The sequence below is a fragment of the Fusobacterium sp. genome, from assembly GCF_032477075.1.
GTDB lineage: Bacteria > Fusobacteriota > Fusobacteriia > Fusobacteriales > Fusobacteriaceae > Fusobacterium_A.
On record NZ_JAWDXO010000003.1, the window covers coordinates 26173 to 39382 of the forward strand.

Annotated in this window: 15 protein-coding genes and 1 riboswitch; of the genes, 1 reads left to right on the forward strand and 14 read right to left on the reverse strand. The window is 30.4% G+C overall.

The genetic code is table 11. The features are described from left to right. Positions 1-154: 154 nt before the first annotated feature. The 14 genes from E6771_RS02370 to ribE form a co-directional block, all read right to left on the reverse strand. Positions 155-1639, reverse strand: a complete 1485-nt coding sequence (locus tag E6771_RS02370; protein ID WP_316089445.1) for a Na+/H+ antiporter NhaC family protein — start codon at positions 1637-1639, stop codon at positions 155-157. Between the two features lie 103 nt (positions 1640-1742). Next, positions 1743-1895 carry a hypothetical protein gene (locus E6771_RS02375; RefSeq protein WP_316089446.1) on the reverse strand — a complete coding sequence of 51 codons (153 nt, stop codon included), beginning with the start codon at positions 1893-1895 and terminating at the stop codon, positions 1743-1745. 188 nt (positions 1896-2083) lie between these two features. Further along, entirely contained in the window at positions 2084-3604 is a 1521-nt protein-coding gene (gene gpmI, locus E6771_RS02380; RefSeq protein ID WP_316089447.1) for a 2,3-bisphosphoglycerate-independent phosphoglycerate mutase, read from the reverse strand. 17 nt (positions 3605-3621) lie between these two features. Next, positions 3622-4377 (reverse strand): triose-phosphate isomerase, encoded by a 756-nt coding sequence (gene tpiA, locus E6771_RS02385; protein ID WP_316089449.1) that lies wholly within the window; start codon positions 4375-4377, stop codon positions 3622-3624. Between the two features lie 92 nt (positions 4378-4469). After that, entirely contained in the window at positions 4470-5081 is a 612-nt protein-coding gene (locus E6771_RS02390; protein WP_316089450.1) for a chemotaxis protein, read from the reverse strand. Positions 5082-5100: 19 nt separating this feature from the next. After that, complete coding sequence (locus tag E6771_RS02395; RefSeq protein ID WP_316089451.1) at positions 5101-5739, reverse strand: ComF family protein; 639 nt, start codon at positions 5737-5739, stop codon at positions 5101-5103. Next, entirely contained in the window at positions 5714-5917 is a 204-nt protein-coding gene (locus tag E6771_RS02400; RefSeq protein WP_005949092.1) for a zinc finger protein, read from the reverse strand. Before E6771_RS02400 ends, E6771_RS02395 begins: the two co-directional genes overlap by 26 nt. Next, complete coding sequence (locus tag E6771_RS02405; protein WP_316089452.1) at positions 5901-6260, reverse strand: YraN family protein; 360 nt, start codon at positions 6258-6260, stop codon at positions 5901-5903. The genes E6771_RS02400 and E6771_RS02405 overlap by 17 nt, the downstream gene beginning before the upstream one ends. Before the next feature lie 16 nt (positions 6261-6276). After that, complete coding sequence (locus E6771_RS02410) at positions 6277-6996, reverse strand: ribonuclease HII (RefSeq protein WP_316089453.1); 720 nt, start codon at positions 6994-6996, stop codon at positions 6277-6279. Positions 6997-7009: 13 nt separating this feature from the next. After that, a complete protein-coding gene (locus tag E6771_RS02415) occupies positions 7010-7951 on the reverse strand; it encodes an RluA family pseudouridine synthase (protein WP_316089454.1) in 942 nt (313 codons plus the stop codon). A 113-nt stretch (positions 7952-8064) separates the two neighbouring features. Further along, a complete protein-coding gene (locus E6771_RS02420; protein ID WP_316089456.1) occupies positions 8065-9258 on the reverse strand; it encodes a bifunctional 3,4-dihydroxy-2-butanone-4-phosphate synthase/GTP cyclohydrolase II in 1194 nt (397 codons plus the stop codon). Between the two features lie 17 nt (positions 9259-9275). Then, positions 9276-9923: a riboflavin synthase gene (locus E6771_RS02425; RefSeq protein WP_316089582.1), complete on the reverse strand. Its 648-nt coding sequence runs from the start codon at positions 9921-9923 to the stop codon at positions 9276-9278. 17 nt (positions 9924-9940) lie between these two features. Next, positions 9941-11002 carry a bifunctional diaminohydroxyphosphoribosylaminopyrimidine deaminase/5-amino-6-(5-phosphoribosylamino)uracil reductase RibD gene (ribD, locus tag E6771_RS02430; RefSeq protein ID WP_316089584.1) on the reverse strand — a complete coding sequence of 354 codons (1062 nt, stop codon included), beginning with the start codon at positions 11000-11002 and terminating at the stop codon, positions 9941-9943. 17 nt (positions 11003-11019) lie between these two features. Next, positions 11020-11481 carry a 6,7-dimethyl-8-ribityllumazine synthase gene (gene ribE, locus E6771_RS02435; protein ID WP_316089457.1) on the reverse strand — a complete coding sequence of 154 codons (462 nt, stop codon included), beginning with the start codon at positions 11479-11481 and terminating at the stop codon, positions 11020-11022. A gap of 88 nt (positions 11482-11569) precedes the next feature. Then, positions 11570-11696: riboswitch (FMN riboswitch) on the reverse strand. A gap of 171 nt (positions 11697-11867) precedes the next feature. Between ribE and E6771_RS02440 the strand changes: the two genes are divergently transcribed. Then, a complete protein-coding gene (locus tag E6771_RS02440) occupies positions 11868-13199 on the forward strand; it encodes an MATE family efflux transporter (RefSeq protein WP_316089458.1) in 1332 nt (443 codons plus the stop codon). Positions 13200-13210 lie beyond the last annotated feature (11 nt).

A 13210-nucleotide genomic window follows, 5' to 3' on the forward strand; every position in this document is an offset into this window, starting at 1 on the left:
AATAAAAAACCTTTTAAAGTAAAATCAATTTATCAATATTTAAAAATAACTTTTTATTTTATAATTAATATAAAAATATTTTTCAAATTTAAATTTTAGCAAAAAAATAGGGGACAGTAATAAATATGTCCCCATGTTATTTAATTTTTAATCACTATGCATGAGCTGCTGCTTCATCAGCCTTTTTTTCCTCAGCAGTTTTTAATCTTACTTGTGGCTCTCTAGGAAGAGCAAATTTAGGTATGAATCTATCAAATCCAGTCAAAGTCAAGAACAACATACTAAATACTGCCACAAAAGCTATAAAATTATATTTTATTATATCTATTGCTATAAAGTTATGTAATGGATAAACTGTTGAAGCTATACCTATATAGAATCCAATATAAACATGCCAGGGAATTAACTGAGATCCAAATACTCCCATTGCGTCACTGAATGTGGCATTTCTAAGTTTAAGAGTATATATATCCTCTTCACTTCCTACTACATTCTTTTCAACAAGGTTTCTGATAATAGGTCCAATAGTTACTATTTGAGCCATTTCATCTGCTAGTGCCATATTCCCAAATATTGAAAGAATTGCATTCCAGAACATAAGCTGTCTTACATTTTTTGAAATTTTTCCAACTAAATCAGATACAGGCTTAAAAGCATCCATAACCTTCATTATTCCACCAAACGCTGCTACCCACATCATCATTACTACAACCCAAGCCCCTGCATCTGAAAATCCTGTCATTACAAGATCATTTAAGTAATCAGTTGTACTTGTTACAGTTCCCGCAAATTTACCAAGAATATATGCAGCAGCTATTCCTAAGAATAGACATATAAATGTCTGGTATCCCATAAATGCTGCAACTAGAACTAATATTAAAGGAATTACCATATAATAAGGAACTCCATCTCTTACTTGATTTAATAGTGTAACTGCTGATTCTCTCTCTTCAGCTAGTTTTGTCCAAACTTCTGCTGGTATTTGATTGATAGCTTCTGCTCCATTACCAGTTACCGATGGAAGCCCCATCATCATTCCAGCAATTCCAAAAGCTACTACACCTAATAATAGTACAAGTCCTGACCATACACCTTGGTGTCTGATTCTTCTAACAACTTCTACTCCTTGAATTCCAGAACTTACTATTGTAGTATCTGAAATAAGACCTATATTATCTCCAAAACATGCCCCACCTGCTATTGCCGCAGTAGTAAGAAGAATATTCCCTCCTACTATATGGTTAAGCCATAAAAAGATAGGTGCACAGGCTGCAAATGTTCCCCAGCTTGTTCCTGTTGCTATTGATAAAACAGATGTCACTATTGCTCCTGTTAATGCTACAGTTTTTCCTGTTATCCCTAAATTTAATGCCATATTGATGATTGATGCTCCTACTCCAGTCGACATAAATGTTTCTGCTAGAGCATAAGCTGCCATCAAGATAAATAATGCTATTGTTATCTCCCTTACATTTGTTATTGCCGCATCAAGAATATATGCGAAATTTTTCTTCTCTGTCCACATAGCTATTAGTGCTGCAACTATTGTTGCTAATGGTGCTGCAATCAGAGCATCAAATCCACTTATCATAAGTGCTGCAAGCACAAATACTGGACTTAACTTAAGTATTGCTATCATATTTACCTCCAAAAATATTATTAAGTTAAACTGCGAATGATTCTAGCTGTAGTAGTCTTAAGCTTTATTTTATAACTCTTCAAAAAAATAAAAAAATATATCCCTAACTTATATTTTCTATTTTCCTTTGATTAGAATAGTCTATAAAAACAAATCTTAATATGGATATACTTACTCTGCTATTATCCCAATTCTCTACTACTTTTTTACCATCTTTTCGTTTAGTTGTCAAGCTATATATTTCAAAAGCAAACATATTACATATGTTTTTTTAAATTTGTATACCATCTTTCATTAAGAAAATGTATAGAAATTACCCTTTCATTGGATTTTTATTTTTTAAATCACTTATTAAAAAATATTTTATTGAAACTTTTTAACTAATACAAAAAGATATCTGTTTAAAAAACAGATATCTTCATATACAATTATTTATATTCTTTATTATTTTTTCAATAATGATTTTCCATTCATTTCTTTTGGCTTATCCAAACCTAGTATTTCAAGCATAGTTGGTGCTATATCTGATAATTTTCCATCTTCTAGTTTATAATCTTTGTATATATCTGATACCATTATAAAAGGAACTCTATTTGTTGTATGTGCTGTAAATGGTATTTTAGTAACTGGGTCTTCCATAAGTTCAACATTTCCATGATCAGCAGTTACAAAAAGTGTTCCTCCTAATTCCAATACTTTTTGAGAAACTTTTCCTAAACAGAAATCTATTTTTTTCACAGCAGCCACAGCTGCATCAAATATTCCTGTATGACCCACCATATCAGGATTTGCATAATTAACTATAATAACATCAAACTTTCCTGAATCCAGAGCTTCTATAAGCCCATCTGTTACTCCACATGCTGACATTTCAGGCTGGAGATCATATGTAGCTACTTTAGGAGATGGTACAAGTTTTCTTTCTTCTCCCTCATATTGTGCTTCTTTTCCACCATTAAAGAAAAAAGTTACATGTGCATATTTTTCAGTCTCAGCAGTTCTTAATTGTTTCAATCCAGCCTTTGATATTACTTCACCAAATGTATTAGTTATGTCTTTTTCCCCATAAATTACTGGGGCATCTATAGTAGAATCATATTGACGCATACAATAATATTTAAGCCCCAGATATTCTCTTTCAAATCCAGAAAATTCTTTATCATTTAAAGCTCTTGTTATTTCCCTTGCTCTATCAGGTCTGAAATTAAAGTTTATAAATACATCTCCTTTTTTGATAGTTCCTTCAGGATATATAACAGTGGGAATTACAAATTCATCACTTACATTTTCAGCATATGATTTTTCTATTGCTTCTATAGCTGAAGAAGCATGATTTCCTTTCCCATTCACCATAGCATCATATGCTTTTTTTACTCTATCCCAGTTCTTGTCTCTATCCATAGCATAATATCTTCCAGATATAGTTGCAATGATTCCTTCACCTATTTCTTTCATTTTTGCTTCAAGTTCTTTTAAAAACCCCTCTCCTGATTCAGGGGCTGTATCTCTTCCATCAAGAAAAGCATGAACATAAGCCTTCACACCATATTTTTTAGCCATTGTTAAAAGTCCATAAAGATGATCTGTATGAGAATGTACTCCTCCTGGAGATACCAAACCTCCAAAATGTACAGGTTTTCCTTCTTTTACTGCATATTCAAAAGCTTCTTTTAAAACTTTGTTATTAAAAAAAGTTCCTTCTCTGATATCTTTAGATATCTCAACTAATGGTTGATAAACTACTCTTCCTGATCCTATATTCAAGTGTCCTACCTCTGAATTTCCCATTTGTCCATCTGGTAATCCAACAGCTTCTCCAGAAGCTTCAAGTTCAGAATGGGGATATTCTTTCATAAGTCTGTAAAAATTTTCAGGATTTGCAGCTGTTACTGCATTTTTTTGTTCTGGATGTTTATTTATACCCCATCCATCCAATATCATAAGCATTAATGGTTTTTTATTCATTTAATTTTCCACCTCTTTTATTTTCCTGCTACAACTATTTCAGCAAATGAAGAAGCTTTTAAAGATGCTCCTCCTATAAGTCCACCATCAATATCTTTTTGAGCTAATAATTCAACTGCATTATCAGGTTTCATTGATCCTCCATATTGAATTATCATTTCTTCAGCAGTTTCATTTCCAAACATAGATATCAATACATCTCTTATTTGACTATGTGTCTCCTGTGCCATTTCAGGTGTAGCAGTTTTTCCTGTTCCTATTGCCCACACTGGTTCATAAGCAACTATTACTTTTTTAGCTTCCTCAGCAGTAAGATCTTTTAACCCACTTCTGATTTGAGTTTCAGTAACTTCACTAGTTTTTCCTGATTCCCTTTCTTCTAATTTTTCTCCAATACAAAGTATTGGCAACATTCCAGCAGCCAATACTGCTTTTACTTTTTCATTAATAAACTCATCACTTTCTTTAAAATATTCTCTTCTTTCTGAATGTCCTAAAATAACATACTCTACTCCTATTGATTTAAGCATAGCTGGAGAAACTTCTCCTGTATATGCTCCTGAATCTTTTGGATAAACATTTTCTGCTGCTATTGCTATATTGCTTCCTTTTACAACTTTTACAGCATCTGATAAAGCTGTAAATGGAGCTCCTATTATTATATCTACATTATTTATTCCTTTTACAAGTTCTTTCAATTCAGTAAGCATTTCTACTGCTTCTGCATTAGTTTTATTCATTTTCCAATTTCCAGCTATAACTTTTTTCCTCATTCTAAATAACCTCCATTTTATATTTACTTTTCAATAAATATTATCATAGTAATCATTATTTTTCAAATGTATCATTGGTCATATAATAACTATTAATTGAGCAATCTTTTACGATTTTCTTCTTCTGCAATATCATTATAATAATCTTCTACATTATCATAAAATTCTATCAAAAGATCTCCTATCGAAAATTCAAGTATATCTATAAATCCGATAAGGTCTCTTCTTTCATAAGCATGTTCTGCAACCTCCAGTTCTTTTTGAAAATCTTCTATATATTCATCAAAATCTTCATATATAAAATCAAGTATATGATTTTCTTTTATTAAAAGAAGAAGATTATAAAACCATCTCAAAAAAATAACCATTTCTATAAATTGTATTTCATCTTCATCGTTAAGACTTTCTTGTCCGCTTTCCTCAATATCATCAAATATATCAAAATATCTGTCAATAGATTCTTTAGCAATAAGAATTGATTCCAATATCATAGCTCCATGAGTTTTTGTTATTACTTCAATAACTTTAAGATCCTTACCTCCTATAATACTATTATCTCTTAAAGTGCTTCCATTCACATATATTTCATGTGGTATTTTATTTTCTTTCATAAGTTTTTTATTAATTGCAGAAATTGCATTTCCTAAACTTTTAAAGCTCTTCTGTTTCATCTCCATTTTTACATTATCTACATATACTTCCATCATGACCTCTGTTTTTTATTTATTTTTTAAAGAATTTTGACATTGCTATTGAAAAAATATATATCTCTTTTGGAGAAGTTTTTTTCGTTATTTCTTTCACTATTTCTCTTATTGTACTTCCTGTAGTTACTATATCATCTATTATGAGTATATTTTTTCCATTTGCATTTATCTCGTTATTTTTAAAGGCTTTTTTTATGTTTTCTTCTCTTTTTTTCTCTTCTAATATAGAATACATATGCTCTGTATCTCTTATTCTATCTATTGTTTCATAATCTATTCTCAATTCCTTTAATATTTCCTCTACTTGATTAAAACCTCTTTCTTTCATTCTGTTGCTGCTTATTGGAACTGGTATCACTATATTTATTCTTTTTTCTCTTATCAGTTCCTTTAAAGGTTTTTTTATCAAAATGGAAATTTCCTTTGAAAGTACTTTCCTATTCTTAAGTTTATAGTCCGTTATAATTTTTTTTATATCTTCATCATAATAATATAAAAAATAATAATTATCTATATTTTTCATTTCACTTTTTCTTCTCAATATTCTAAAGCATTCATGACATATATATTGAGTTTCAGTTTCTATAATTTTTCCACATACAGAACATTTTATTGAGAAGAAAAGTTTTCTAAAACTCTGGCTTAAGTTCTTCATCTTTTTCCATATCTACTATTTTAGCAGAATATATTTCTGTATATCCACAATTTAAACATGTCTTTATATAATAAGTGCTCAGTTCCAGCCTCAGTCCTGGACTTTTTTCTGGTAAAATCGAAGTTTTTACCTGATATTTATCACATCCGCATTTTACACACTTAAAATCCAATTTCATCACCCCATAAAATATTTTTAAACCACTTTTGTTCATTTTTCAAATAACTTATACAATCAAATCTAATATTATAGTCTTCTATATGATTTTTTATAAGATATTCTTCTGCTGTCTTATACATTCTTTTGGCTTTTCTTTTATCAACAGCTTCTATACCATAACCATAGTCAAATGTTTCTCTATATTTTACCTCGACAAATATAATTTGTCTATCCTTTAATGCTATTAAATCTATCTCCCCATGTTTTCCATGATAATTTTTTTCTAAAATTCTATATGAATTCTCCTCTAAAAACTTTGCTGCTTTCTCTTCATAAAGACTTCCTTTTTTTCTTTTGTTCATAAAAATCTCCAGTCTTTTATTCTAATATTTTAGTAAGAAAACTTTTTCTATGTATACCCAATATTCCATATTCCTTTATTGCTTCTCTATGCTGTTTCGTTCCATATCCCTTATGTCTTTCAAAGCCATATAGCGGATATTTAACAGCTTCTTCTTTCATCATTCCATCTCTTGTTACTTTTGCTATTATTGAAGCTGCCGCGATAGAAAGACTTTTTGCATCTCCTTTAATTATTGGCTTCTGCTTTCCTATATATTCTCTTATTTTAAAATTTCCATCTACTAATATAAGATATTCTCCATCACACTCTTTTTTTAAATTTTCCAAAGCTCTTCTCATTGCTAAAAATGTAGCATTAAGTATATTTATCTCATCAATTTCTTTAGTATCAGCTATTCCTATACCTACAAAAAAATGTTTTTTTATCACATTGAAAAGTTTTTCCCTCTTTTTTTCTGATATCTGTTTAGAATCATTTATTTCATCCAAATCACTATCATAGTTTTTTAATTTTACAGCAGCAGCTACTACAGCACCAGCTAAAGGACCTCTTCCTGCTTCATCTACTCCTATAATTTCCTCTCCTATATTAATATCAAAATCATAAAGAGATACAGCTTCTTTTTTCTCATTTAAAATATCTTGTTTTTTTCTGTTTTTCTCTGTTTTCTTTTCCTCAACAAGAAAAAGTTCCAATTGACTTTCTGATATTTCGTCATTTTTTTTGTTTTTCATGATCATTCCCTCTTTAAAATTTTATTTTATCTATATCTACTCCAGCAAATTTTGCTGCTTTTTTAAAGTCTTCTGGAATTTCTGCTGTAACTACCATTTCTTTTTTTGTTACAGGATGAGTAAATTTCAATCTATAAGCATGGAGCATTTGTCTTTTTATCCCTTCATTACTGCTCCCATATACATTATCTCCTAATATTGGATGGTTAAGATATTTCATATGAACTCTTATTTGATGCGTTCTTCCAGTTTCTATTCTCACTTTTACAAGGGAAAAATTTTTTCCTTCATCTAATATTTCATAATTAGAAACAGCATTCTTTCCATTAATATCTACTACTGCCATTTTTTTTCTATCTCTTATATCACGTCCTATAAGAGTTTCAATTCTCCCATACTTATCCTTAAATATTCCCTTTGCTATACATATATATACTTTTTCTAAAGTTTTTTCCTTAAACATATCTGAAAGAGCTGAATGAGCTTCATCATTCTTAGCTACCACTATAACTCCGCTTGTATCCTTGTCCAATCTATGAACAATTCCTGGTCTTATTACTCCATTGATAGTAGAAAGGTCCTTTATATGATACAATAGAGCATTTACAAGAGTTCCATTATAATTCCCATGTGCTGGATGTACCACCATATCTGGTGCTTTATTTATAACAACTATATCTTTGTCTTCATATATTATATTAAGAGGGAGATTTTCTGGTATCACATCAAGAGTTTCATCTTCTGGAATATTCACTACAATTCTTTCTATTCCTTTAAGTTTATTTCCATTTTTAGTTATTTTTTTTCCAGTTATTTCCACATATCCATTATCAATTATTTTCTGAATATATGATCTTGTTGCATCATCTATTATTTCATTTAAAAAACTGTCTATTCTTTTTCCTTTATCATTTTCATTAGTGTATACAGTTATTGTTTCTTTAATATTTTCCATAATTTCTCCACACTTTTATTTTTTTTAATTATATCATCTATTAGAAAAAAAAGAAATGAGTCCATTTCTTTAAATGATGAACCCATTTCTCAAAACACTTTATTTTCTTATATTTAGATATGAAGTATATGACCCATTTTTTCTTTTTTAGTTTTCATATATCTTTCATTTGATGGATTAAATCCTGTTTCAATAGCTTCTCTTCCAGTTACTTTTATACCATATTCTTCAAGTCCTTTAATTTTTTCAGGATTATTTGTCATTATTCTTACTGATTTTATTCCAAGAGCTTTTATCATTTGAGCTGCTATGGAATAATCTCTCATGTCTGGGTCAAAACCAAGTTTTACATTTGCTTCTACTGTGTCTGCTCCATTATCTTGAAGAGTATAAGCTCTTAATTTATTGAGAAGTCCAATTCCTCTTCCTTCCTGTCTTAAATAAAGAACTGCTCCTTCCCCTTCTTCATCTACTCTCTTCATAGCTCTTTTTAACTGAGAACCACAATCACATCTCAGTGATCCTAAAATATCCCCTGTAAAACATTCTGAATGGATTCTTATAAGAACATTTTCTTTACCTTCTAAGTTTCCTTTTATAAGAGCAATATGCTCTTTATCATCAAGCTTATTATCAAAACCAACTATTTCAAATTCTCCTTGAGCAGTTGGCATTTTTGCTTTTACAGATATTTCCATAAGTTTTTCATTTTTTCTTCTATATTTTTGAAGATCTTCTATTGATATCATTTTAAGATTAAACTTCTTAGCAAATTCTTGAAGATCATCCATTCTTGCCATCATTCCATCTTCTTTCATTATTTCACAACATAGTCCTACTGGTTTAAGTCCTGCAAGTACCATAAGATCAACTGTTGCTTCTGTATGCCCATTTCTTACAAGAACTCCACCTTGTTTTGCTCTAAGAGGGAACATATGACCTGGTCTTCTGAAATCTTTTGGTTTTGCATCTTCTTCTACTACTTTCATTGCTGTTATTCCACGTTCATATGCAGATATTCCAGTTGTTGTATCTACATGGTCAATTGATACTGTAAAAGCTGTACAATGATTATCTGTATTGTCGCTACACATTTGAGGTAAATCCAATTTTTCTATATATTCTTCTGACATAGGCATACAAATAAGTCCTCTTGCATGAGCTGCCATAAGATTTACATTCTCCAGTGTTGCAAATTCAGCTGCACAAATTATATCTCCTTCATTTTCACGATTTTCATCATCTACTACAATTATTGATTTTCCGGCTTTAAGATCTTCCAGAGCATCTTCTATTCTATCTAACATTATTAATTCACTCTCCTCTAAAATCCATTTTCTAAGAGAAACTCTCTTGTAAGTATTCCTTCTTTTTTATCTTCTCCAGAAAAATTAAGCAATCTTTCTACATACTTTCCTATGAGATCAGTTTCTACATTTATATAATCTCCTATATTCTTACTTCCTAATGTTACCATTTCTTGTGTATGTGGTATGAGAGATACACTCAGACTACTGTCTGTCATTCCCATAACTGTTAAACTTGCTCCATCTAAAGTTACTCTTCCTTTTTCAACTACATATTTCATATATTGTCTATCTATCTCTATCTGATATATCTTTGCTATTCCTTCTGAAGTTATTGAAACAATAGTTCCTTCACAGTCTACATCTCCTGTTACAAGATGCCCTCCAAGAGGAGTCGCCAGTGTAATAGATTTTTCAAGATTTATTTTATCTCCTGATTTAAGTCTTTTCAGATTAGTTCTTTTCACTGTTTCATACATACAGTCAGCAGTAAAATAATTTTCTCCTATCTCAACAGCAGTAAGACAAGTTCCATTTGTTGCTATGCTGTCTCCAATTTTGCTCTCATCTAAGACTTTTTTACATTTTATTTTTATCTTAAGAGATTTCTCACCATTTTCAATAGCAAGGACTTCTCCTATCTCCTCTACAAGTCCTGTAAAAATAGAAATCACTCTCCTCTCTATCTGTAAAACTCCATCGATACATTATTTCCATAATTATTTATTTTAACATTTGTCAATTGAAATCCATCAGAAATATATTCACAATCAAATCCTCTTATAAATGGAATTGCTTTATCATCTCCAAGTATTTTTGGAGCAATAAATATTTCACCTCCATCTATAATATTTTCAGAAAAAGCTTTTGATATCAAAAAACTTCCTCCTTCTAAAAGAACTGCATCTATTCCAAGATCTCCAATTTTTTTTAATATATCATATAATTTAAAATCTATCCCTTTTAGAAAAATCACATTTATATTTTTCTTTTTTAAAAAAGATATTTTTTCTTTTTCTACATTACTATATGAAGTAATTAGAATACTTTTTTTATCTTCAAAATTTACAAATTTTGAATCTATAGGAATATCTAAAAATGGATCTATTACTATTCTATATGGATTCCTTGCATTTTCTATTCTAGCTGTAAGACTTGGATTATCTGCAAGAATTGTATTTATTCCTACCATTATCCCCATATATTTATTTCTTAGTTTTTGTACTTTTTCTCTTGCCAGTTCATTAGTTATCCATTTGGAATTTCCTGTTCTGCTGGCTATTTTTCCATCTAATGTTATTCCACATTTCAAAAATAAATAAGGTACTTTTGTTGATATATATTTCATAAAAACTCTATTGAGTTCTGAAGCCTCTTTTTCCATGATACCAGTAATTACTTCAATACCAGCATCTGTCATCATTTTTATACCTCTTCCAGATACCAGTGGATTTGGGTCTAAAGATGCAATAATGCACCTTTTTATCCCCATATCTATTATTTTTTTGGCACATGGAGGAGTTTTTCCATAATGAGAACATGGTTCTAAAGTAACATAGATAGTTGCTCCTTCAGCTTTTTTTCCAGCTTCTCCCAGAGCAAAAACTTCAGCATGTGGTCCACCATATTTTTTATGATATCCTTCACCTACAATTTTTCCATCTTTTACTACTACTGCTCCTACCATAGGATTGGGATTTACCTTCCCTTCTCCCAGAGCAGCAAGTTCCAATGCTCTCTCCATGTACTTTTTATCCATGATTACATCCCCTTTAGTAAGTTTACCATTTCAATAGCTGTAACTCCTGCATCAAATCCTTTATTTCCTGCTTTTGTTCCAGCTCTTTGGATAGCTTCTTCTATAGTATTTGTAGTAAGTACACCAAATATTACTGGTATATCACTTTGAAGACTTACAGTAGCTACCCCTTTAGAAACTTCTGCACAAACGTAATCAAAATGCGGTGTTGATCCTTTAATTACTGCTCCCAGAGTAATTACAGCATCATATCTCCCTGATTCTGCCATTTTTTTTGCTGCTAAAGGAATTTCAAATGCTCCAGGTACCCAAGCTAATTCAATATCATCTTTTGCAACTTCATGTCTAACTAATGCGTCCTCTGCTCCACCTATTAATTTAGATGTGATGAACTCATTAAATCTTGCTGCTACAATTCCAATTTTTAACCCTCTACCTGCATAATTTCCTTCTAATACTTTCATTTTTCCTCCTTGTGATTCAGGACAAATAAAAAAGCCTAGATAAACTCCAGGCTGTAAAAGCATAAAAAAGACAATCAAAAAAGATTTCTTTTCTCTTCTTCCATCCAGACTATACTGTCGGTTTTGGAATTACACCAAATCAAGACCAAAGGTCTTCGCGGACTTTTACCGCCGGTCGGGAATTACAAAATGCTCACCCTGCCCTGAAGATAATTTTTTTATTTAATTTCTCTACATAAATAGTATAAAGCTGCTTTCTATTTTTGTCAACTAGATATTTCCAGTGTATTTTAAAATTTTTTCTTAAATTATATTGAAAATTTTTATTTATAGTGTATGATATGTATTGTTCAGATAAATTTGATTAATATTTGGAAGGTGAAAAAATGAAACAAAGTTTGAACTTAAAGACTGGAAAGATCTCAAAACTTTTTTTTAGTTTTGCTGTTCCTTCAACTATCAGTATGATAGTAACATCTCTTTATACTATTGCTGATGGTGTCTTTATTACAAGGGGTGTAGGAAGTGACGGAATTGCTGCTGTGAACATTGGATATCCCATCATCAATTTTACTGTTGCTCTTAGTCTAATGTTTGGAATAGGAGGAGCTACTCTTATTGCATTCAAAAAAGATGACATTAAATATCAAAATAAATGTTTCTCTCATATAATCCTTCTCAATATTTTTGTATATATAATAGTAGCAAGTATGATATTTTTATTTACCAAACCTTTAATGATGGCTATGGGAGCAAATGAAAAACTTCTTCCAATGATAAAAGGATATATGTATCCCTGTACAGTATCTACTTTTTTTCTTATGATATCCATGTCACTAAATGCAGTAGTAAGAAATGATAACGCCCCAAGAAGAGCAATGGTATCTACTCTTCTAGGAGCCGGATTGAATATCATATTAGATTACTTATTCATCTTTAAATTTAATTTAGGAATAGAAGGAGGAGCCTATGCTACTGCTATTAGCCAAGTAGCATCCGCTGTTTATTTATGTAGACACTTTATTGGTTCTACATTTAAAATTGATCTTTCTTTAAAAAAAATAGATTTCTTTCTTTTAAAAAAACTTTTATCCATTGGATTTCCTTCATTTGTACTGGAATTTGCAGTAGCTGTCATTACAGTTTTGCTTAATATTGCATTCATGAATGCTGTTGGTGTCTTTGGAGCTTCTGCTTATGGAATAATCTCTTACAGTTTTATGTTTTTCAGAATGCTTTTCACTGGGCTTTCACAAGGAATTCAGCCCATAGTTAGTTTCAATTATGGTAGAAAAAACTTAGTTAGAGTTAAAAGAATGCTTATCTTTGCTCACAAAATAACTTTTGGAACTTCTATAGTTTCTCTCATAATAATATTTTTTCTTGCTACTTCAGTAGTAAAAATCTTTACCCATGATACATCTCTTGTTGCTGAATCAACTAAAGGATTTATTCTTTATTCCATAGCTCTTTCGTTTTTAGGGTTTAATTTTGTAAATATTGCTTATCTTCAGGCAGTTGACAGACCTATGGTTTCTAATGTAATATGTATGTCTAGGAGTTTTCTTTTTGTATTTATAGGACTGATTTTTCTTCCAAAATTAATAGGAATAAATGGCATTTGGCTCGCCTTACCTTTTGCAGATTTCATAACAGCTGTGCTCACTGTTCCATTTATGAAGAAAATTACTGTAAATTATGTAAAAGCTTCTGTCTAAAAATAGCTAAT

Coding starts and splice junctions, on each gene's coding strand:
- E6771_RS02370 (WP_316089445.1), bottom strand. CDS start 1,639: ATGATAGCAATACTTAAGTTAAGTCCAGTATTTGTGCTTGCAGCACTT.
- E6771_RS02375 (WP_316089446.1), bottom strand. CDS start 1,895: ATGTTTGCTTTTGAAATATATAGCTTGACAACTAAACGAAAAGATGGT.
- gpmI (WP_316089447.1), bottom strand. CDS start 3,604: ATGAATAAAAAACCATTAATGCTTATGATATTGGATGGATGGGGTATA.
- tpiA (WP_316089449.1), bottom strand. CDS start 4,377: ATGAGGAAAAAAGTTATAGCTGGAAATTGGAAAATGAATAAAACTAAT.
- E6771_RS02390 (WP_316089450.1), bottom strand. CDS start 5,081: ATGGAAGTATATGTAGATAATGTAAAAATGGAGATGAAACAGAAGAGC.
- E6771_RS02395 (WP_316089451.1), bottom strand. CDS start 5,739: ATGAAGAACTTAAGCCAGAGTTTTAGAAAACTTTTCTTCTCAATAAAA.
- E6771_RS02400 (WP_005949092.1), bottom strand. CDS start 5,917: ATGAAATTGGATTTTAAGTGTGTAAAATGCGGATGTGATAAATATCAG.
- E6771_RS02405 (WP_316089452.1), bottom strand. CDS start 6,260: ATGAACAAAAGAAAAAAAGGAAGTCTTTATGAAGAGAAAGCAGCAAAG.
- E6771_RS02410 (WP_316089453.1), bottom strand. CDS start 6,996: ATGAAAAACAAAAAAAATGACGAAATATCAGAAAGTCAATTGGAACTT.
- E6771_RS02415 (WP_316089454.1), bottom strand. CDS start 7,951: ATGGAAAATATTAAAGAAACAATAACTGTATACACTAATGAAAATGAT.
- E6771_RS02420 (WP_316089456.1), bottom strand. CDS start 9,258: ATGTTAGATAGAATAGAAGATGCTCTGGAAGATCTTAAAGCCGGAAAA.
- ribD (WP_316089584.1), bottom strand. CDS start 11,002: ATGGAGAGAGCATTGGAACTTGCTGCTCTGGGAGAAGGGAAGGTAAAT.
- ribE (WP_316089457.1), bottom strand. CDS start 11,481: ATGAAAGTATTAGAAGGAAATTATGCAGGTAGAGGGTTAAAAATTGGA.
- E6771_RS02440 (WP_316089458.1), top strand. CDS start 11,868: ATGAAACAAAGTTTGAACTTAAAGACTGGAAAGATCTCAAAACTTTTT.